Here is a 21174-nt window from a genome sequence, read left to right as displayed (position 1 = left end):
TCCACCCTCGTCCCATGTTGGCAGGGCTCTGGCGCGGCCAAAAGCCGTCCTATCCTCAGCCCATACTAATATGCCCATTATCGACCCCTATGAATCGCAATACCGCCAAACCGGAAAGAATCAAACAAATAATATGCACATAATAGGACAGGATGTATGAGGAGTGCCCTTTTGCCGGCAAATTCGCTATGGGCGGTCGGACCCCAGACGAGGAGTAAGATGAGCATCCGCAAGCAGAATTCCCGCGAAGGACTGGTGACGGCGGCCGTGGCGAAGCTGCGTGACATGATCGTCGCCCAGCCGCCCGAAGCGCAGATCGGATCCCTGCCCGATCTGGCGAAGGCGCTGGGCGTGGGCATCGTCACCGTGCAGCAGGCGGCGCGCGTGCTGGAGCATGAGGGTTTCCTGAAGGTTCGGCGCGGCCCCGGCGGCGGCTATTACGGCACCCGGCCCGATGCGGAGGGTTTGAGCCAGGCGATTTCCGGCTTCCTGGCGCTGCATCATTCGGCGCATCCGGAGGCCATCGACATCATCACCCTGCTCGACTGCGAACTGATGGCGGCGGCGGCGCGCGCCACGGACGAGGCGCTTCGGCAGGAGCTTGCGGCGCTGGTCAAATCCATCGACGGGCGCAATACGGCGCGGCAGCGCGGCGCATTCGACCAGAGCATGCTGGACATTCTCTACCTGATGGTCGACCGCCCGCTGATGGAACTGCTCTCCCGCGTGGCCGTGCACCATTATGCCGAATATCCGCGCGGGCCGGTCTATGGCGGAAGCGAGGGCAAGCAGCGCTGGAAGCGGGAAAGACGCGCCATCATCGCCGCGATCCTCGACGGCGATCCGGAGCGCGCCCGCTTCGAAGCGCAACGGCGCCGACGGGAGATCATGCGCCAACTCGACGCGGCCATCTGAGGAGGCCGGCTCGGGCAAAGATGAAGCGCCGGTCCCTTCATCGGGAACGGAGGCTTCGCGGGCATTTAAGGATGTGCTAGCGCCGCCACGATGACAAAGCCTGTGCCGCCTTCTGGACCGAATGACGAGCCATCGTCGCGCCGCCGCCAGATATTGGAGATCGCCGCCCAGCTATTCGCGAAAAAGGGTTATCGCGGCACCTCCATGCGCGACATCGGCGAGCAGGCGGGCGTGCTGGGCGGTTCGCTTTACCATCATATCAGGTCCAAGGACGCCTTGTTCGTGGAACTGCACAATGCCGCGCTCGACAGGGCGGAAGAACGCATAGCCGCGGCCGTGCGGGCGCAATCCGATCCTTGGGCCCGGCTGTACGCGGCCTGCGCGACATTGTTGGACATCCAGCTTGCCCCCGGCTCCCTCACCACGCCGATGATGAACGACTTTCGGGAAGTGCCGGATGATGTCCGCGAACAGCTGATCGCGCGGCGCGACCGGTTCGAAGGGCTGTTTCGTTCGCTGGTCGAGGAACTGCCGCTGCCGGCCCCTATCGACCGGTCGATCTATCGCAACCTGCTTCTGGCGCAATTGAACGCCACCGCCGACTGGTACCGTCCCGGCAAGCTTGCTCCGGCGGAGATTGCGGCGCAGATCGTCGCCGTCTTTCGGCATGAATGATCTCTGCCCCGCCGGGGGAGGGCGTCCGCGTGCTAAAATTCGATGGAAATCTGCACCTTGAGCTTGCTCACCCCGGCCGCTTCGGCAATGCGCGTCTTCGCCTGATCGATGACCTCCTTCAGCGACCGGGCATAGGCCTCCGCGCCCGATGCGTCGGTTTCCCGGAGCGGCGGACGCCCCTTGCCGTACAGCAGCTGTTGCTCGGACAGGCCGAAGACCGCCGCAAGAATGCGCAGATTTTCCCTTCTCGGGGTCGTCCTGCCTGTCTCCCATCCCCAGATGGTGGGCTTGCTGAACCCCGTCCGCTCGGACAATGCCGTGCGGCTCAGCCCCTTTTCATGCCGCAGCCGCAGCAGGCGTTCGCCCAATCCTTCGGCGGCGGCTTCCTCCGGCGGATCGGCGGCAGGCTCCACATCGTCGCGCCCTGGACTGCGCAGCCTGATCGCGCTTACCGCGCCCTGGGGCAGCGACGTTTCGAAACGACAGCCGAACAGGGTCTCGTTCTGCCAGACGACACGGGCCACGACCCGGTCGGCATCGGGCAGGGACAGCATGATGCTCTGCCCGATCTCCAGCGTCGACCTGGTTTCTATCAGCATGCCGGCGGTCGAGATGTCGTGGATCACCACATTCGTGCTCGCGCCGTCGGACGTGCCGGGAAGTTCCAGGCGAATGCGCCAACGCGCGGCGTCTCGCCTGTTTTCGGACTCGGGTGGCTGGTCGACGATCGCTGGTATGGGCATTTTCCGACTATTCGCACCGGCGGGTTTCCGGAATGTTAATAAGTCGGTCGTGGACCTTGGGGATTGCCGAATGGCAGGGGATGCGCCGCGATTGACTGTAACAGATGTTTGGTATAGCAGAGGCCCGCGATTTCCAGGAGAGTCCCGATGTTCAGCTATGTTCCCCCGATAGACGATTATCGCTTTCTGTTGACGGAGGTTCTCGGCTTCGACCGGACAATGGCGGACATTGGAAAGGAGGTCGATGCCGACCTGGCGGTGGCCGTCCTGGAGGAAGCGGGCCGGATGTGCGCCGACCGGCTGCACCCGCTCAACCGCCATGGGGATGAGGAGGGAAGCCATCTCGTCGACGGATCGGTGAAGACGCCGGAGGGTTTTGCCGACGCCTGGCGGGACTTCGCGGCTGCGGGCTGGGCATCGCTATCGGCGGAGCCGGAATATGGCGGGCAGGGGCTGCCCTTCATCCTCCAGCTCTGGCTGGACGAGATGCTGTCGGCGGCGAACCTGTCCTTCGGCCTGTTCCCGGGCCTGACACGCGGCGCGTGCGAGGCGATCATCGCCCATGCCAGCGATTCGCTGAAGGCCACCTATCTGCCGCGCATGGTGAGCGGCGAATGGACCGGCGCCATGGCGCTCACCGAAAGCGGCGCGGGCACGGACCTGGCGCTGCTGAAGACCAAGGCGGCGCCCGGCGCCGACGGCAGCTACGCCGTCACCGGGCAGAAGATCTTCATTTCCTCGGGCGATCATGATTTCGGCGGCAACATCGTCCATCTGGTGCTGGCGCGCCTGCCCGATGCCCCGGCGGGGGTGAAGGGGATCAGCCTGTTCCTGGTGCCCAAATATCTGCCCGACGCCGATGGCGGCTTCACGATCCGCAACGCCATGTCGGTGGGCGCGCTGGAAAAGAAGATGGGCATCCACGCCCAGCCGACCTGCGTGATGAACTATGACGGCGCGACCGGCTGGCTGGTGGGGGAACCGAACAGGGGCCTGGCCGCCATGTTCACCATGATGAATGCCGAGCGCCTGATGGTCGGCATTCAGGGGCTGGGCATTGCCGGCGCAGCCTATCAGCAGGCCGCCGGCTATGCGAAGGAGCGGCTCCAGGGACGCAGCGCCGATGGCGCGCGGGGTCCGGTGGCGATCATCGAACATGCCGATGTGCGGCGCATGCTGCTCAATATCCGGGGTTTCGTGGAGGCCGGACGGGCGTTGGCCGGGTGGACGGCCTTGCAACTCGACCGGGCGCATCATCATCCCGATGCCGCTGAGCGGGCGAAGGCGGATGCCCTGGTCGCGCTGCTGACGCCGGTGGTGAAGGCGGCCTTCACCGACTTCGGCTTCGAAAGCGCGGTGCAGGCGCAGCAGGTGTTCGGCGGGCATGGCTACATCCGCGAATGGGGCATGGAGCAATATGTCCGCGATGCCCGCATCGCCCAGATTTATGAGGGCACCAATGGCGTGCAGGCGATGGATCTGGTCGGACGCAAGCTTCCCATGGCGGGCGGCGCGGTGGTCGATGGCTTTTTCACCCTGGTGGACGCGGATCTGGAAGCTGGGGCGGGGCTGGACATTGCAGCGAAGACGGGCGACGCGCTCACCCTTCTGCGCGGCGTAACCGCGTCGCTGCGCGGCGCGGGGGTCGACGCAGCCGGAGCGGCGGCGGTCGACTATCTGCGCCTTTTCGCGCTGGTCTCCATGGGCTGGATGTGGACGCGCATGGCCACCGCCGCGCGGGGGGATGCGCCGCTGCATGCGGCGAAGCGCGCGCTGGCCGACTATTTCGCGCAACGGATGCTGCCGCAGGCCCAGGGGCTGGCAGCCGGCATCGCGGCGGGTGAGGCCACGATCATGGCGCTTGGCGCCGACGCCTTCTGAACGAAAGGATCATCATGGCCGTCGAGATGACCCGGGCGGGTGCGACCATCGTCCTGCGCCTGTCCAACGGGCCGGTAAATGCCCTTTCGGTGGGCAACGGCTTTGTCGAGGAACTGGGGGCGAAAGTCGGGGAAGCGGCGAGCGATCCCGCCTGCCGCGCCATCGTGATCGCCGGCGCCGGCCGGATGTTCTGTGGCGGCGCCGACATCGGCGATTTCGACGGTGATCCCGAGCAGGTCGACCGGCTGCGGCATCTGATTGCGACGGTCGAGGCGTGCGCCAAGCCGGTGATCATGGCGATCCACGGCATGGCGCTGGGCGGTGGCCTGGAACTGGCCATGGCGGGCCACTACCGCGTTGCCCAGGCGGGAAGCCGCCTTGGCCTGCCCGAAGTGACGCTGGGCCTGCTGCCCGGCGCGGGCGGTACGCAGCGCCTGCCGCGCCTGATCGGGGCAGGCGCAGCGCTCGACATGATGCTGTCGGGCAAGCCCGTGACGGCGGAGCGCGCATTGTCGGCGGGACTGGTCGATCAGTTGGTGGACGGCGATGTTGTGGAGGCGGCGCTGGAGGTGGCGCGCAACGTGCCTCCGCTGCGCCGTTCGGGCACGCTGCCGGTGCCTGCCGACCTCGCCGGGGCCGTCGCGTCGCGCCGGGCGAAGCTGCGGGCCGGGCTGAGCCAGGCGCCTGCCCGGATCGTCGATTGCGTCGCGGCGCTGTCCGGCGATCTGGCCGCCGGTTTGGCGCTGGAAGCGGCGCTGTTCGGGGAATTGCTGCGCTCCGAAGCCTCTCGCGGCCTGCGTCACGTATTTTTCGGGGAGCGGACTGTGGCGCGCATTCCCGGATTGGCGCCGGACGTGCGCCCCCGTGACGTCGGTCATGTCGGTGTTGTGGGCGGCGGCCTGATGGGCACGGGCATCGCGCTTGCGCTGTTGAATGCGGGCCTGCCCGTAACGATGGCCGAACTGCGGCCCGAGGCGCTCGCCAAGGCCGAAGCCACCATTTGCAAGACGATCCAGCGCGATGTGGAGAAGGGCAGGATCGGTCAGGACGTGGCCGATGCGCGCATCGCCGCCTTCACGGCGGCGACCGAACTGGAGGCGCTCGCGGATGCCGATCTGGTGATCGAGGCGGTGTTCGAGGATATGGGCGTCAAGAAGCAGGTCTTTTCCGCGCTCGATGCGATCGCCCGGCCGGATGGGATATTGGCGAGCAACACATCGACGCTCGACCTCGACGCCATCGCCGCGCTGGTGGCCGATCCGTCGCGGGTCGTCGGCCTGCATTTCTTCTCGCCCGCCAATATCATGCGGTTGCTGGAAGTGGTTCGCGGCAGGGAAACCGCGCCGGATGTGCTGGCGACCGCGATGGCGCTGGGCAAGCGGATCGGCAAGGTCGGCGTCGTGTCGGGCGTGTGCGACGGCTTCATCGGCAACCGCATGTTCGAGGAATATCTGCGCCAGGTCTGGTTCCTGCTGGAGGAAGGCGCGCTGCCGCAGCAGATCGACGCCGCCATGGAGCGGTGGGGCATGGCGATGGGGCCGTGCCGGACGATGGATCTGGCCGGACAGGACATCGGCTGGGCGATCCGCAAGCGCCGTATGGCGGAACAGCCCGACCGGCCCTATTCGGGCGTGATAGACCGCATCTGTGAACTGGGGCGGTTCGGACAGAAGACGGGCAAGGGCATCTACGCCTATCCGGATGGCCGGACGGCGGAAACCGATCCGGAAATCACAAGGCTGATCGAGGATTACTCCGCCGAGACAGGCCTTGAGCGGCGCGCGTTCAGCGATGAGGAAATCGTCGGCCGTTGCCTGCTGGCCCTGGTCAATGAAGGCGCGCGGATCGTGGAGGAGGGAATCGCCTATCGTCCCGTCGACGTCGACATGATCTACATCCATGGCTATGGCTTCGGCCGCGAACGCGGCGGGCCGATGTTCCAGGCCGACATCATGGGCTTGTCCACCGTTCTGGACCGGCTTCGCGCCCTTGCCGCCGGCCGTAACGGATGGGCATGGACGCCCGCCCCGCTGATCGAGCGGCTCGCTGCCGAGGGTGGGCGCTTCGGGGATCTCAACATTCAGGACAGGAACAGCATATGACGGATGTCTTTCTGGTATCGGCGGCGCGGACGGCCATCGGCAGCTTCGGCGGCTCGCTCAAGGACCAGAAGCCGGGCGAACTGGGTGCGCATGTGGCGCGGGCGGCGATCGAGCGCGCGGGGCTCGAGGCGAGCCTGATCGGCAATGTCGTGCTGGGCAATGTCATCCCTTGCGAGCCGCGCGACGCCTATGCCGCGCGCATAGCGGCGATCGGCGCGGGCATTCCGCAGGAAACTCCGGCGCACAGCGTCAACCGCCTCTGCGGATCGGGTTTGCAGGCGATCCTTACTGCAGCCCAGTCGATCATGCTCGGTGACTGCGACATCGCGCTGGGCGCGGGCGTGGAGATCATGAGCCGTGCGCCTTATTTCCTGCCCGCCGCCCGCTGGGGCCAGAAGATGGGCGATGCGGTGGTGCAGGACGGGTTGACCGGCGCGCTGACCGATCCCTTCCACGGCATCCATATGGGCGTCACGGGGGAGAATGTCGCTGCCCGCTACGGCATTTCGCGGGAAGACCAGGACGCGCTCGCCCATGAAAGCCAGAAGCGGGCGGCGAACGCCATCGCGCAGGGCTATTTCAGGGAGCAGATCGTGCCGGTGGAGGTGACGGTGCGGCGCAAGCCGGTGCCGTTCGACACCGACGAATTCGTGCGCGCCGATGCGGCCCCGGAGGATTTCAGCAAGCTGAAGCCCGTCTTCCAGAAGGATGGGACCGTGACGGCCGGCAATGCGTCGGGGATCAACGACGGCGCCGCCGCCGTGGTGCTGGCAAGCGGGGAGGCGGTGAAGGCGCAGGGATTGAAGCCGCTCGCGCGACTGGTCGCCTATGGCCATGCGGGGGTCGATCCGGCCTATATGGGCATCGGCCCGGTGCCCGCCACGCGCAAGGCGCTGGAGCGGGCGGGGATGGGCGTGGGCGATCTGGACGTGATCGAATCCAACGAAGCCTTTGCGGCGCAGGCCTGCGCCGTCTCGCGGGAGCTGGGCTTCGATCCGGCAAGGGTCAATCCCAATGGCAGCGGCATTTCGCTGGGCCATCCGGTGGGGGCGACGGGCGCGATCATCACGACCAAGCTGGTCTATGAACTGCAGCGCACCGGCGGCCGCCTGGGCCTGACGACCATGTGCATAGGCGGCGGCCAGGGCATCGCGGCCATCTGGGAACGGGTGTGAGGCCTGGCTCGCCCATGGCCTGACGGACGAACCGTCAGGCCATGGGCTTGCTCACGGGCGAAGGGGCGAAGCCGCCCCGCCGCTTATTTTGCGCTGAGATCCAGCGCGACGTCGACGATCATATCCTCCTGACCGCCGACCATCTTGCGACGGCCCACTTCCGCAAGGATGCTGCGCGCGTCGAGGCCATAGTCCTGCGCCGCCTTTTCCGCATGGCGCAGGAAGCTGGAATAGACGCCCGCATAACCCAGGGTCAGCGTTTCGCGGTCCACGCGCACCGGCCGGTCCTGCAGGGGGCGGACCAGTTCTTCGGCGGCGTCCATCAACGCATAGAGATCGCAGCCATGGTTCCAGCCATAGCGGTCCGCTGCGGCAATGAACACCTCCAGCGGCGCATTGCCGGCGCCGGCTCCCATGCCGGCCAGGCTGGCGTCGACGCGGACCGCGCCGTTCTGCACGGCGACGATGGAATTGGCGACGCCCAGCGAAAGATTGTGGTGGGCGTGCACGCCACGCTGCGTCTCGGGCTTCAGCACGCGATCATAGGCCTGAAGCCGCGCCGCATATTGCTCCATGTTGAGCGCGCCGCCGCTGTCGGTGACATAGACGCAGTGCGCGCCATAATCTTCCATCAGCTTGGCCTGCTGCGCCAGCGCATCCGGATCGGTCATGTGGCTCATCATCAGGAAGCCGGACACGTCCATGCCCAGGTTGCGCGCCGCCTCGATATGCTGCTTCGAAACATCCGCCTCCGTGCAATGGGTGGCGATGCGCACCGACCGCACGCCCAGATCATAGGCATGCTTCAGATCGTGCACCGTGCCGATGCCGGGCAGCAGCAGCGTCGTCAGGACGCTATGTTCCAGCACGTCCGCCACGGCGGCGATCCAGTCATGGTCCGTATGCGCGCCGAAACCATAGTTGAAGGACGACCCGCTAAGGCCGTCGCCATGGGCGACCTCGATGGCGTCGACCTTGGCGTCGTCCAGCGCCCGGGCGATCTTCTGCACATGGTCGATGCTATATTGGTGACGGACGGCATGCATGCCGTCGCGCAGCGTGACGTCCTGGATGTAGAGCTTGGTCTGGGTCGGATCGAAGGTCATGCGACGGCTCCTTCATGCATGCGGACGGCGATCTTTTCGGCGGTGCGCAACGCGGCCGAGGTCATGATGTCGAGATTGCCGGCATAGGCGGGCAGGTAATGGGCGGCTCCCTCGACCTCCAGGAAGACGCTGACCTTGAGGCCCGTGAATTCCCCGTCCATCTCCGGAATGCGCAGGGGACGGTTCGATCCGATATGTTCGAACTGCACCGCCTGCTTCAGCCGGTATCCCGGCACATAGGTCTGCACTTCGGCCACCATGCGGTCGATGCTGGCGCGGATCTCGTCCTGGCTGGCGTCGTCGCACAGGCAATAAACGGTGTCGCGCATGATCAGCGGTGGCTCGGCGGGGTTGAGGATGATGATGGCCTTGCCGCGGCTCGCCCCGCCGACGTCGACGATCGCCTGGCTGGTGGTCTCGGTGAATTCGTCGATATTGGCGCGCGTGCCGGGACCTGCGCTCTTGGAGGCGATGGAGGCGACGATCTCGCCATAATGCACCTTCGCGACGCGGTTGACGGCATGGACGATGGGGATGGTCGCCTGGCCGCCGCAGGTCACCATGTTGACGTTCGACGCATCCAGGTTGGTTTCGCCGTTGACGGGCGGAATGGTGTAGGGGCCGATGGCCGCGGGCGTCAGGTCGACCACCCGCTTGCCATGCGCCTGGAGCAGTTCATTGTGCCGCTTGTGCGCGCCTGCCGACGTCGCGTCGAACACGATGGCGATGTCCTTGAAACCCTCCAGCGCGATCAGGCCGCCAATGCCCTCCGCCGTGATGGGCACGCCCATGCGGGCGGCGCGCTTCAGCCCGTCCGATTCCGGATCGATGCCGACGAAGGCACCCATTTCCAGCGTCTCCGAAAGACGCATGATCTTTATCATCAGGTCGGTGCCGATATTTCCCGATCCGATGATCGCAACCTTGGTTTTGGCCATATCCTTCAAGCCTTTTCGTAAAGGAAACGCATGTCGCCGGCGCCGGGTACGGGCCGCCTCACAGGGCATCAGAATAAGGGAGCTTTGTACTTGACGCCACCGGGCCAAGCTGTGATCTTCTCACATCATGAGAAACAGGACGCCGCAAATCAGTTCGCTCAAGCGGACCCTGGCCATGCTGGAGGGGGTTGTGGCCGATGGCGGGCAGAACAGCGTTTCCGCGCTGGCGCGGTCCATCGACATGCCCGTGGCGACGGCCCACCGGCAGGTGACGACGCTGGTCGAGGAAGGGTATCTGACGCCGGTCGGGCGCGGACGGCATGTCGCGGGCGCGCGGCTGCTGCGGCTCTTGCAGCGGCTCGACGAAAAGCAGTTGATCGTCAACGTCGCCGCGCCCGCCATGCACCGGCTGGCCGTGAAGGCGCGGACGATCGTGCAGCTGGGGACGCTGGAAAATGACATGGTCACCTATCGCCTGAAAATCGGCCAGGGGGCGGCAGGACTGTTCACGCGGGTGGGAATGCAGTTGGAGGCCTATTGCTCCGGCATGGGCAAGGTGCTGCTCGCCCATCTTCCCCCCGGCGAGCGGGATGCCTATCTCGCCAACGGCCCCTTCGTTGCCCTTACTCCGCGCACCATCGTCGATGCCGGCGCCCTGGCATGCGAGCTCGATCTGGTGGCGCGGCAGGGATATGCGATCGACGATGGAGAAATTGCCGAAGACCTGACCTGCGCGGCCGTTCCGATCCGGAGGCCGGACGGCATGGTGCCCGCCGCCATATCCATATCGCAGTCGATGAGCGCGAGGAAGATCGGGCATGACGAGGTGATCGAACTGCTGCACGCCACAGCGCGGGAGATCGAGCAGGTGGCGTTCAACGCAGCGGAATGAGGCGCCACCGACGACCTGCGCCGGAATTCACGCAGCGCGTCCTAGCCCTTGTCGATGATCTCGCGTACCCGTTCCGCCAGGCTGCGGAAGGTGAAGGGCTTGGCCAGCAGTTCGACGCCGCTGTCCAGCCGTCCGTCGCGCATGATCGCATCCCTGGGATAACCCGATGTGTAGAGGATGCGCAGCCTGGGCTGCCGGGCGCGGGCCGCCGCGCCGAGTTCGCTGCCCGACATGCGGGGCATGACGACGTCCGTGATCAGCAGCTTGATCGGCTGGTCCTGCTTGTCCAGCAGGGCAAGGGCGGAAGCGCCGTCATGCGCCTCCACCACCCGATAACCCAGCTCGCGCAGCGTTCCCACCGTATAGGCGCGAACATCGTCGTCATCTTCGACAACCAGGATCGTTTCCGACGCGCTGCCGAAGGGTTCGCGCTCGTCCATCGCATCGGCGGGCGGTTCCGCGCTCTGGATGCTGCGCATCAGCAGCAGCGTCACTGTCGTGCCTTCCCCCAATGCCGAGTCGATCAGCACGCTGCCGCCGGATTGCTTGGCGAAGCCATAGACCATGGACAGGCCAAGGCCCGTGCCCTTCCCGACCTCCTTGGTGGTGAAGAAGGGATCGAACACCTTGGTCAGGGTGTCCGCGTCCATGCCGGTGCCGTTGTCGCTTACCGTGATCGCCACATAATCGCCGGGACTGACATGGCTTTCGTCGCTCTGGTGCGCGGCGACCTGCCGGTTGCCTGCGGCGATGGTCAGCGATCCGCCCTGCGGCATGGCGTCGCGGGCGTTCACGGCCAGGTTGAGGATCGCATTTTCAAGCTGGTGCGGATCGGCCTCTATGGTCCAGACGTCGTCCGGCGCCTCGATGGCGATGGCGACCGCTTCGGTGATGGTGCGGGTGAGCAGGTCCGACATGCCGGCCAGCAGGCGGGGCACCTCCACGGCACGGGGGTCGAGCGGCTGCCGGCGGGAGAAGGCAAGCAGGCGCTGGGTCAGCGCCGCTGCCCGTTCCGCACCGCGCATGGCATTGTCCAGCGCGCGGCCCACCCTGGGATCGGCCGAATTGTCGAGCCGCCGCAGCGCCATGTCGACGCTGCCGGTGATGATGGTCAGCAGATTGTTGAAATCATGCGCGATGCCGCCGGTAAGCTGGCCGACGGCCTCCATCTTCTGCGCCTGGCGGAGCGCATCCTCCGCCCGCAGGCGTTCGTCTATCTCCTGCGCGACGCGCTGCTCCAGCGTGTCGTTCAATTCGCGCAGCCGCGTTTCCTGAAGCTTCGCATCGGTCACGTCATAGATGACGCCCAGCAGCCGGTAACCGCTACCCTCGCTGTCGCGCATCGCCTCGCCACGGCGGGCGATCCAGCGGTCCGCGCCATCGTCGCTGCGGCGGATGCGGAACACGCTGTCGATGCTGGCAGGTTCCGCACCGTCTTCGGGTATCAACGGCTCCTCGTCCTCGCACACGACCGCGTTGATCGTCCTGACCGGCAGCCGGTCGGCGGGGTGGAGGCCGAGCAGCCGGCAGAATTCGCTGGAGACCGACACTGTCGCGAAGCCGTCCCGATATTCGAACGTGCCGATCCCGCCGGCGCTCTGCGCGATGCGGAGCCGCTCCTCCGTGCGCTTGCGGTCGGTCACATCGACCAGCAGCCCGGTGAAACGTATCGGCTCGTCCTGATCGTCAAGCTGGCTCCGGCCCCGGCCGTGCATCCATAATATCGCACCGTCCGGAGCGATGATGCGGAATTCCTTGGAGAAGAATTCGGAGCCCGCCAGCATGCCAGCGACCGCGATGCGGATGCGGGCGCGATCCTCCGGATGGATGGCGCGGAAGAAGGCGGCGGTCGGCAATGGCTGGTCGGCGGCATCGGCGCCCAATCCGTACAGCTCGGCAAAACGGGCATCGACGGTCAGCCGGTCCCGGACGATGTCCCAGTCCCAGGCGCCGCTGGCCCCCGCCGCCGCGAGCACGGCGCGCAATTGATCCGCGTTTCCGATGATCGCTTCGTCAGCCATCCTCGCCCACGATGCGCGAGATGAACTCGTCGAGCAACTGCTTGAGCGTCGCGAGCGAAGGAATGTCCATCAGCATCGCGATATAGCCGCGAATGTCGCGCTGGCGCACCGCAAAGTCGATGTAGAGAAAGAGGACCAGCCCTTCCGACCCTGTCGTTTCGTCGATTTCGAACAGGGTCGCGCCATTGCCCCGCAGCACTTCGGGGATGGTCATGGACAGCGACCGCTTGAGCATGTTGGCCATGGTCGCAAGGCAGCTGTTGAGGATGATGTTGCCCGTCTCGGCCAGCGCCTCCTGCTCCATCTCGACCGCTTCCTCGGCCGAAAGGGCGCCGCCCGTCACCGCCCGAACCAGCTCCAGGCTGTTCGTTTCGGGGAAGATCAGCAGGGCCCGCCCGCAAAAGGGACCCGAAAAATCCTGCCGCACCGCGATCAGGTCGACCACTTCGCGCTCGCTGATCAGGCGGGCGGCGCGGCGCTGGCTCACGACCTCCACCGAAGGGACGGACAGGACGACCTGGTCCCCGATCATCTTCCTCAAGGAAGAGGCGGCGCGGCTCACGCCGATATTCACGATCTCGGTCAGGGCGTCCTGTTCGAGTTCGCTCAGCGCGACGTGGCCCGTTATCATTCCTGGCTGGACCTCAGCTTGAGCGCAGCGCCGGTCAGGAAGCCGGCAAGGCCCTCGCTGGTGACGGGCTTGGCGATGAAGGCGGCGCCGATCGCCCGCGCCTGCGCGATGATCTCGTCCTGGATATTGGCGGTGATGATCGCGATCGGCATGTCCGGCCTCAAAGCGCGTATCTCGCCCGCAAGTTCCAGCCCATCCTGTTCGGTCATGTTGAAATCGATGAGAGCGACTTCGATCCGCTCCTTGCCCAGCAGTTCCAGCGCCTGCGCCCCGCTGCCGGCCTCGATTTTCTGCCAGTCGGGCTGAAGTTCCGCCAATGCCTTTCCCGCGACGATCCGCGCGAGTTTGCTGTCGTCCACGATCAACACGGTAACGGGCATTCATGACTCCACTCAATCTCGACCCGGTCGGGCCTTCATCTTCTTCTATAGGAAGGAACCGCAATCGCAGATATGAAATTGTTACACCTTGATCCGCATTGGCGATGCAAAGGCGATTTCCCGCAGGAACGGGCTTTCGGGCCGGCCGATGACGGGCCGGCCGGCGGCGAGGACCAACTGCACCACGGCAAGATGCGCCCGCGCCAGCCCGGCGATGTCGATCCTGTGATGGGGATGCTCCAGCAGCGCGGCCAGCAGCGGTTCGGCGTCCTCCACCGTCGCAGCGCCTGAGAGGATGATCCGGTCCTCCTCCACGACCACGCTCATGCCACCAGCTCCGGCAGGTCCAGCACCAGCAGCACGCTGCCGTCGGACATCATCGCCGTACCCGCCACGGCGGGCATGGCGGCCAGCAATCCCGTGCTTTCGCGCACGACGGCGTCGAACCGCTCCCCGAAGGCAGCCACGCGCAGCGCGGTGCGGCAGGGTCCGGCATCGGTCACCACCAGCCGGGCAAGCGCGCCGCTCGTGGGTTCCAGCCCCAGCAGCGCCGCCAGGTCCAGCACGGGCACGGTCCTGTCCCGCAATATGCAGGCATGCGCCTGACCGACCGGCTGGACCGCGCTGGCGTCGATCCGCGCGGTTTCAACGATCTGGTCCAGCCTGACGCCGAGCTGACGGTCCCCCGCCGCGACGACCAGAAGCGGAGTCGTGATCGCATTGGCCGGCAGGCGCAGGGTGATGCGCGTGCCCCGGCCGACATCGCTCTGGATCGTGATGGTCCCCGCCAGCCGTTCGACCGCCGCCCGCACGGCGTCCATGCCGACGCCCCGGCCCGACAGCATAGTGGCGCTTTCGGCGGTGGAAAAACCGGGGAGGAAGACGATATGCAAGGCTTCCGCATCGCTGAGCGCGGCCGCCGCCTCGCCGCTCATCAGGCCCTTGGCGACGGCTGCCGCCCGCATCGCCTGCGGATCGATCCCGCGCCCGTCATCGGTCAGGACGATGGAGATATGGCCGCCATCTTGCCGGACGGCAAGCCCGATCCGCCCTTCGGCGGGTTTCCCGCTGGCCACCCTCTGTCCGGCCGGCTCCAGCCCGTGGTCGACGGCGTTGCGCACCAGATGGAGCAGGGGTTCGAACAACTGGTCGGCCAGTTGCTTGTCGACCTGCGCCGTCTCCCCCTCGATGGTGAAGCGGATCGCCTTGTCCACCATGGCCGCGGCCTCCCGCGCCAGCCGCGGCAGGCGGCGCAGCACGGGTTCGAGCGACACCAGCCTCACCTGCGCGACCGAGCGCTGGAGCCGTCCGGCGACGCGGGCGATCTCGTCCTCCGCGGCACGGAGTTCGGCGGCGAGCAGCGGATCGATGACGCGCAGGCGGGCCGCTATCGGTTGCAGCGCACGGATCGCGACGGCAAGTTCGCCGCTCTGGTCGGCCAGCCGGTCGAGCCGGACCGCCTCGACCCTGAGCGTGGCCGCAAGTTCGGTGGCATAGGGGGCAGAATCGCTTGCCGCTGGCGACGGATTGAACGGCGCGACCGCAATCTGATCGGGCGCTAGCCGGAACGCGGCGCGCACCTGCGCTTCGTCGGCGGCGCTCAACCCCTCTATGGCGGCCATGCAGCGGAACGGCTCGCAGGCGGCGAGGTCCGGCCAGGCATCGCCGGCGGGCAATATGGCGATGCCCAGCAATTGAGGCACATTCTCGACCATGGACAGCGGGTCCTCGCCCCGGAAGAAGCAGTCGGGATCGGGGGTATAGCGGAAGGCCGTTCTCGCCCGGCCGGGGTCGACCATGGCCAGTTCGGCGCGGCTGCGCAGGGCGGCGATCCAGTCCTGATCAGCCGCGACCGGGGGTGAGACGGGCAGGGGGAGGTCAGCTTCACCGGTTTCCCCGTCCCCTGCGATCAGGGCGATCAGGCGGTCCGAAAGGCCGGTGGCGTCGGCGTCCAGCGAAGCGGCGCCCTCCATGGCGTCGATCCAGCGGTCGGTCTGGTCGATCGCCTGCATCAACAGGTCGAGCATGGCTTCGTCCAGCGCCCCGTCGCCTTTCCTCGCGCCTTCGAGTCGGGCCTCTGCGACGTGGAGCAGCCGTTCCGCCGGCGCCATGTCGAACAGGGCCACCGACCCCTTGAGCGTATGGGTGGCGCGGAACAGCCGGTCGAGCGCCGGGCGATCCCGTGCGTCGCGGCCAAGCGCCACCAGGGCGGCATGCGCATCCGCCACCAGATCGCGTCCTTCGAGCAGGAATTGTTGAAGCAGCTCGTCCATCAGCGCCGACGATAGACGATTGCCTGGCGCAAGCGAACCAGATCGAAGCGCTCGTCGATCCGGGCCATGGATTCGCTATGGCCGAGCAGGAGATAGCCGCCGGGAAGAAGCGCCTCGTGCAGATGCCGGGCGGCGGCGATGCGCGATTCGTCATCGAAATAAATGAGCAGGTTGCGGCAAAGCACGATATCGAAGCGGCCCTGGCTCGCCACCGAAGCCGCATCGTTCAGGTTCGCCTGGGTGAAGAGCACGGATTCGCGCAGGTCCTGGACGATCCGTCTGCGGTGCTGATGTTCGCGTTCGAAATAGGCCGCGAGCATGTCCGCCGGCAGCCGGGCGAGCGCGCGCGCCCCATATTGGCCGTCCCGGGCGGCATCGAGCGCGTGGGTGTCGATGTCCGACCCGACGATCTCGACATGATAGGCGTCGACCAGCGGCCATCGCTCCAGCAGCCAGAGCGCGATCGAATAGGCTTCCTCCCCGGTCGAGCAGGGAAGGGACCAGATGCGGATCAGGTCGCCGGGCCGCTTTTCCGCGGCGATCCTGGGCAGGATCTCGTCCGCCAGCGCGGTGAGCTGATGCTCCTCCCGGAAGAAATAGGTCTCGTTGATGGTGACGGCGTTGATCAGCATCTGCCGCTCGTGCGCATCGCGCTCCAGCAGCAGGAGGTAGCGGGCGATGTCGGTTGTCGCGGTCCGGTCCATGCGGTGCGCGACCCGGCGTTCGAGGTAGAAGCGCTTCTTCTCGTCGAACTTCATGCCGGTCAGGCGGTAGAGCAGCGCCGTCAGCCGCGTCAGCGACGATCCCGCAAGCAGCGTTTCGGGCACCTGCGTCATCCCTGCGCCCAAGCGAGGAGCTGCGCCGCCAGATCTTCCAGCGGCAGGACCAGATCGGCGCCGCCAGCCGCGACGAGCGCGCCGGGCATGCCCCAGACGACGGAGCTTGCCTCGTCCTGCGCCAGCACATGGCCGCCGTCCCGGTGGAGGGCGGCCATCGCCTCCGCCCCGTCATGCCCCATGCCTGTCATCAGCACGGCGACCAGCGCCCGTGGCGGGAACAGCGCCCGCGCGCTTTCGACCAGCCGGTCCGCGCTGGGATGCCATAGCCGATCCGCCCGCATCGGGGCGGCCAGTATCTGGGGCACGCCATCCCGGCGGGAGAAGATCAGGTCCGCGTCTCCCCGCCCGATATAGGCGGTGCCGGGGCGAAGGGGGCGGGGCTGCCGCACCTCCTCCACCGCGATGGCGCATCCCCGGTCGAGGCGGCGGGCCAGCGGCCCGGTGAAGCTGGACGGCATGTGCTGGGCGATGACGATGGGCCAGGGGAAGTCGGCAGGCAGCGGACCGAGCAGCGCGTCCAGCGCCGACGGCCCACCGGTGGAGACGCCCACCAGCACCGCCTCTATCCCTGAAAGCGCCTCGGCTTTCTCGTGCGAAGGAAGGTGGGCGGGCCGCCTGCGGGGTGGAATGGCTGTCGCGGCCTGTCTGGGCATGGACGGGCGGATGGGAGCAGCGGAGCCGCCCGCAAGGCGCGTGGCGGCGGCGCGCCGCCGGACCCGCTCGGTCAGCCGGGCGCTGCGCGGGATGCGGGCGCTGGCGGCCTCGCGGACCTTGGCGACAAGCGTGGCCGCGATTCCTTCGATCTCGATCGACAGCGGTCCCCGCGGCTTGGGAATGAAATCGACCGCGCCCAGCGCCAGCGCTTCCAGCGTCTCGTCCGCCCCGGCTTCGGTGAGGGAGGACAGCATGACGACCGGTGTCGGCCGCTCGACCATGATGCGGTCGAGGCAGGCGAGTCCGTCCATTCCGGGCATGTGAATGTCCAGCGTCACGACATCGGGCTGGAACGCGCTGAGCTGTGCCAGGGCTTCGTCGGCGTTGCGGGCCGTGCCTGTCTCGAAATCCCCGGCTTCGGCGAAGATTTCGGTCAGAAGCTGCCGCATCAATGGGCTGTCGTCGACGATCAGCAGTCGGATCATGGCGCTGGCGTCGGCTGGCGGCGAGCGATTTCGGCCATAAGGGCTTGCTCGGCTGAAGAAAGCAACGCTGCCGGCTGGACGACGAGCAGCGTTCTGCCGCCACCGTCCGAAGCGTGCAGCACCTCTCCGAAAATCCCATCGGCCAGCGCATCGGGAAGGGGTGCGGGAACGAGCATGCTGCGTTCGACGGCAAGGATGGTGCGCGCTTCGTCGACCAGAAAGCCGACGCGCCGGCCGTCGGTGCGCAGCACGATCAGCCGTCGCCGCGCTCCGCTGGCCGGGGAACCCGTCAGACGCATGACTTGATCGACCACCGCGAGCGGTTCGCCGCCAGTCGCCGCCAGGCCCGCCAGCCACGGCGGCGCACCGGGCAGCGTGGTCAGCCGCTCCGGCGGCCCCATCACCTTGTCGATGGCCCCGACCGGCAGGGCAAGGTCATGGGGACCGATGCGGACGAGCAGCAGGGACATCCGCGGGCTGGAGGGCGAGGATGCAGGCGCGGCTTTGCCGGTTCGCTGATCCTTCGTCACCGGCAGGCGCGCGGCGGGATCACGCAGCAGTTCGTCGACCGCCAGCATCGACACCAGCCGGCCGCCGCCCTCGGGACGGCAAATGGCGCTGATCCGCGCCTCGCCTTCCGTCCGCAACAGGGCGGTGGGTAGGCTGTCGATCCGCCCGGGCGACACGCGCAAAAGTCCTTCGACATGATCGACCAGCAGTCCCAGATTCTGGCCGCCGAGCGTCACCACGACGATGCGGCGGCGGGCACGGTCCGTCTCCGCCCCCTCATCGCCGGAAAGGCCCAGCAGCGCCGCGAGCGACAGCACGCCCAGCGACCGGTCGCGCCAGCGGATCGTCCCCACCACGGCTGCATCCGCGCCGGGGAGCAGCGCCACGTCGCGGGGCATGCGCAGCACTTGCGCAACCTCCTCCAGGGGCAGGGCGAAGCTCTGATCGCCTATCGCCACGCGCAGCAGCGCCAGCCGGTCGTCCCGCATGGCGTGCCGGACAGGTCGTGCCATGGCCCCGCCTGCGCTGGCGCGTCGCGCACTCGCGCGCAGGGGAAAGGCCTGTGCGATCCATTGGTCGAGGGGGAAATCCTCGATCCTGCCCGCCTCGTCCCCGTCGGACCTTTCCACCGCATCGATGGCCAGGGCGATGGGATCGCTGCCCCCCAGCACCAGCAAATGGCGCGCCGCGCCCAGCGCTTCGCCGCCGGTCATCGCGGCCGGGGAAAGCACCGCGATCGTCTCTCCCCGCACATTGCCCAGCCCCAGCAGACCCTGCGGCGCCAGTGGAACCGGCGTCAGCCGCGGCAATCGGGCGAGTTCGCGCACGCGGCCCGCCGCCACGGCATAGCGCCTGTCACCGGCACGGAAGACGAGCCGGTCGCCCGCCGTCATGCGCCGGACTCTCCGCTGTTGAGCGAGGCGGCGAGAGAGGCGATGTCTTCAATGGCCGCAGCCAGCATTTCCGCGCTCTGCGCCTGCTGGTGAGCGGCAGCGCCCGCCTCCCGCGCAGCTTCGGCCGCCAGTTCGGCCGCCTTTGCGATCTGCTCGCAGCCGCTTCGCACCTCTCGCGCGGCGTGCTGTATCGCCTCCGCGCCATCGAGGATCACGCCATTGTCGGCGCGGGTCGCGTTCAGCTCCGCAGCCATGCCGGCGAAGCGGGCAAGCAGCGCTTCGTTGCGCGTCGTTTCCGTCTCCCCCGCCGCGGCGATCTGGTCGAGCGTGCGCTGCGCGATCTGAATGCCTTCCTGGATGGCGCGCACGACATCCTTGCCTTCTTCGGCATTGGCGGCCAGGCTGCGCGCCAGTTTCCGAATGTCGGCCGTGACGGTCGTGAAGCCTTCGCCCGCTTCGCCGGACCGGGTCGCCTCCACCGCGCCGCTCACCCCCAGCATGTTGGTCTGGAGCGCGCCGAGCGCCAGCGTGTCGGCCACCTTCTCCGCCCGCCGCGCCGTTTCGTTCAGCCTGCCGAGCAGGTCCAGCACGGCGCGCGTGTCTTCGACGGCGGCGCCCACGCCGTCGATCAGGCCGGTCAGTTTCGCGCTTCCTTCCCCGACCGTCGCGACCAGCCCGTCCAGGCTTTCGACCGCGCCGGCCGCCCTGTCCCTTGCAATGGTGGCGCTGGTTTCGATCTGCCCCATGGCGGCGCTGGCCTGCAATGTGGCGGCGCTTTGAAGCTGTGCGCCGCGCGCAATCTGCTCGATGGCGATCTGGATCTGGCTGGATGCGCCCGACAGCTCCTGCACCGTGGCGGATAATTGTTCGGCGGCCACGGCGATCTGCTCGACCTCCTGCGAACCGGCCCGTTCCGTCCCCAGCGCGCCGCTCAGCGCCGCCAGCGCTTCCGCCGTCTGCTGGCTCTGCTCCAGCGAGGCGGCCTGCTGCTCTATCGCCTGCTGCGCCTCGGCCGCCGCGGCGGACTGTTCCTCCGCGGCGCTAGCGACCTGCTCGGCCCCGCGTTCCGATTCCGTGGCGGCCACCTCAGCCTGGACGGCGGCGGCGGCGATCTCCTGCGCGCCGCCCAGAACGGTGGCGAGGGCGTCCCGCGCTTCTTCCAGGGCTGTGCTGACATGGCTGCCGCTCCGCGCCTCCCCGCTGGCGCGTTCGCTGGCCGCGCGGACCCGCGCCGCAATCGCGCGGACCTCCGCGACGATGCCCGTCGCAATCGCGCGGATGTCGGTCGCGCTCGCCTCCGACGCTTCGGCCAGTTCGCGAACCTCGTCGGCAACGATGCCGAAGCCCCTGCCGCTGTCCCCGGCGCGGGTCGCCTCGATCGATGCGTTCAGCGCCAGCATGCCGGTCTGTTCGGCCAGGTCGCCCATGGCGTCGCCCACCGCGCCGATGCGGGCGGCGGCCAGTTCCAACTGCTCTATCACCGTGACCGAGCCAAGCTGGCGGCGGGCGTTCAACTCTATCGCCGCGACGGAAGCATCGATCTGTTCGGAGATTTCCTTGAACGACGCCTCCAGCCTTTCGGTCTGGCTGCGCGATGCGGCGGCGCGGATGCTCGCTTCCCGAAAATTGGCGCGCAGATGGCCGACGAGGCCGAGCGACTCCTGCGCGGCGCTGGCCGCCTCCTCCGCGCCGCTCGCCATCTGCTCGACATTGCGCTGGAGTTCGGCCGCGGCGGACGCCGATTCCCCCAACCCGCTGGCCAGTTCCTGCGTCGCCTGGTCGAGCCGCTCGACCGCGGTCATGGGCTTGCGCCTGCGTCCCGGCCGTGCAGGGAGCCGTTTGGGCGGGCTGGACCCGTTGGGGGCCATGGACTTGTCCATTGCCGGCCGGTCGTCAGGAGAGGATGCGACCGATCTGCCACGGCCAGCCTTGCCGAGCGCAGCCTTTTTCACCAGGGCCATGGGTAACTCTCTTCCTCGCTTCGATTTCCTACCCGCATAAGCGAGGCGGAAGGCGCACGCCATATCTCCGTGAAAAATGGCAGGGGTGGACTGGCGGAAC

Annotated in this window: 18 protein-coding genes; 6 read left to right on the top strand and 12 right to left on the bottom strand. The window is 67.4% G+C overall.

Annotated elements, in window-relative coordinates; genetic code table 11:
- The first annotated feature begins 219 nt into the window (after positions 1-219).
- Together H5V43_RS20360 and H5V43_RS20355 are read left to right on the top strand one after the other, a co-directional pair.
- Positions 220-915: an FCD domain-containing protein gene (locus H5V43_RS20360; RefSeq protein ID WP_025549502.1), complete on the top strand. Its 696-nt coding sequence runs from the start codon at positions 220-222 to the stop codon at positions 913-915.
- 90 nt (positions 916-1005) lie between these two features.
- Entirely contained in the window at positions 1006-1590 is a 585-nt protein-coding gene (locus H5V43_RS20355; RefSeq protein WP_025549503.1) for a TetR/AcrR family transcriptional regulator, read from the top strand.
- Positions 1591-1622: 32 nt separating this feature from the next.
- Here the strand turns inward: H5V43_RS20355 and H5V43_RS20350 are convergent, their stop codons facing one another.
- Positions 1623-2333, bottom strand: coding sequence for a helix-turn-helix domain-containing protein (locus H5V43_RS20350; protein ID WP_025549504.1), 711 nt, complete (start codon positions 2331-2333; stop codon positions 1623-1625).
- Positions 2334-2480: 147 nt separating this feature from the next.
- On the opposite strand from H5V43_RS20350, the gene H5V43_RS20345 reads away from it, so the two are divergent.
- The 3 genes from H5V43_RS20345 to H5V43_RS20335 are packed head-to-tail and all read left to right on the top strand — an operon-like array spanning position 2481 to position 7491.
- Positions 2481-4214 carry an acyl-CoA dehydrogenase family protein gene (locus H5V43_RS20345; protein ID WP_065847030.1) on the top strand — a complete coding sequence of 578 codons (1734 nt, stop codon included), beginning with the start codon at positions 2481-2483 and terminating at the stop codon, positions 4212-4214.
- Between the two features lie 14 nt (positions 4215-4228).
- Positions 4229-6316, top strand: coding sequence for a 3-hydroxyacyl-CoA dehydrogenase NAD-binding domain-containing protein (locus tag H5V43_RS20340; RefSeq protein ID WP_044661094.1), 2088 nt, complete (start codon positions 4229-4231; stop codon positions 6314-6316).
- A complete protein-coding gene (locus tag H5V43_RS20335) occupies positions 6313-7491 on the top strand; it encodes an acetyl-CoA C-acyltransferase family protein (protein WP_025549505.1) in 1179 nt (392 codons plus the stop codon). Before H5V43_RS20340 ends, H5V43_RS20335 begins: the two co-directional genes overlap by 4 nt.
- A gap of 83 nt (positions 7492-7574) precedes the next feature.
- Here H5V43_RS20335 and dmpG read toward each other — a convergent pair whose 3' ends face one another.
- On the bottom strand, positions 7575-8597 hold the full coding sequence (gene dmpG / locus H5V43_RS20330; protein WP_025549506.1) for a 4-hydroxy-2-oxovalerate aldolase: 1023 nt from the start codon (positions 8595-8597) through the stop codon (positions 7575-7577).
- Positions 8594-9535, bottom strand: coding sequence for an acetaldehyde dehydrogenase (acetylating) (locus H5V43_RS20325; protein ID WP_025549507.1), 942 nt, complete (start codon positions 9533-9535; stop codon positions 8594-8596). The genes dmpG and H5V43_RS20325 overlap by 4 nt, the downstream gene beginning before the upstream one ends.
- Positions 9536-9662: 127 nt before the next feature.
- On the opposite strand from H5V43_RS20325, the gene H5V43_RS20320 reads away from it, so the two are divergent.
- Positions 9663-10427, top strand: a complete 765-nt coding sequence (locus tag H5V43_RS20320) for an IclR family transcriptional regulator (protein ID WP_025549508.1) — start codon at positions 9663-9665, stop codon at positions 10425-10427.
- A gap of 41 nt (positions 10428-10468) precedes the next feature.
- Here the strand turns inward: H5V43_RS20320 and H5V43_RS20315 are convergent, their stop codons facing one another.
- From H5V43_RS20315 to H5V43_RS20275, 9 genes are all read right to left on the bottom strand, one after another.
- Positions 10469-12448 carry a hybrid sensor histidine kinase/response regulator gene (locus H5V43_RS20315; RefSeq protein WP_037482726.1) on the bottom strand — a complete coding sequence of 660 codons (1980 nt, stop codon included), beginning with the start codon at positions 12446-12448 and terminating at the stop codon, positions 10469-10471.
- Positions 12441-13079: a chemotaxis protein CheX gene (locus tag H5V43_RS20310; RefSeq protein WP_025549510.1), complete on the bottom strand. Its 639-nt coding sequence runs from the start codon at positions 13077-13079 to the stop codon at positions 12441-12443. The genes H5V43_RS20315 and H5V43_RS20310 overlap by 8 nt, the downstream gene beginning before the upstream one ends.
- Entirely contained in the window at positions 13076-13459 is a 384-nt protein-coding gene (locus H5V43_RS20305; RefSeq protein WP_025549511.1) for a response regulator, read from the bottom strand. The genes H5V43_RS20310 and H5V43_RS20305 overlap by 4 nt, the downstream gene beginning before the upstream one ends.
- Before the next feature lie 81 nt (positions 13460-13540).
- Complete coding sequence (locus H5V43_RS20300; protein WP_025549512.1) at positions 13541-13786, bottom strand: hypothetical protein; 246 nt, start codon at positions 13784-13786, stop codon at positions 13541-13543.
- Positions 13783-15732 carry a chemotaxis protein CheA gene (locus tag H5V43_RS20295; protein WP_130030067.1) on the bottom strand — a complete coding sequence of 650 codons (1950 nt, stop codon included), beginning with the start codon at positions 15730-15732 and terminating at the stop codon, positions 13783-13785. Before H5V43_RS20295 ends, H5V43_RS20300 begins: the two co-directional genes overlap by 4 nt.
- Entirely contained in the window at positions 15732-16568 is an 837-nt protein-coding gene (locus H5V43_RS20290; RefSeq protein ID WP_025549513.1) for a CheR family methyltransferase, read from the bottom strand. Before H5V43_RS20290 ends, H5V43_RS20295 begins: the two co-directional genes overlap by 1 nt.
- Complete coding sequence (gene cheB / locus H5V43_RS20285; protein WP_065847825.1) at positions 16565-17710, bottom strand: chemotaxis-specific protein-glutamate methyltransferase CheB; 1146 nt, start codon at positions 17708-17710, stop codon at positions 16565-16567. The genes H5V43_RS20290 and cheB overlap by 4 nt, the downstream gene beginning before the upstream one ends.
- Positions 17707-19113, bottom strand: a complete 1407-nt coding sequence (locus H5V43_RS20280) for a chemotaxis protein CheW (RefSeq protein ID WP_065847827.1) — start codon at positions 19111-19113, stop codon at positions 17707-17709. The genes cheB and H5V43_RS20280 overlap by 4 nt, the downstream gene beginning before the upstream one ends.
- Positions 19110-21074, bottom strand: a complete 1965-nt coding sequence (locus tag H5V43_RS20275) for a methyl-accepting chemotaxis protein (RefSeq protein WP_025547711.1) — start codon at positions 21072-21074, stop codon at positions 19110-19112. Before H5V43_RS20275 ends, H5V43_RS20280 begins: the two co-directional genes overlap by 4 nt.
- Positions 21075-21174 lie beyond the last annotated feature (100 nt).

It is taken from the genome of Sphingobium fuliginis, from assembly GCF_015074805.1.
Lineage (GTDB): Bacteria > Pseudomonadota > Alphaproteobacteria > Sphingomonadales > Sphingomonadaceae > Sphingobium > Sphingobium fuliginis.
The sequence above is the reverse complement of the archived record's forward strand: the minus strand, read 5'-3'. Positions and strand labels throughout refer to the sequence as shown.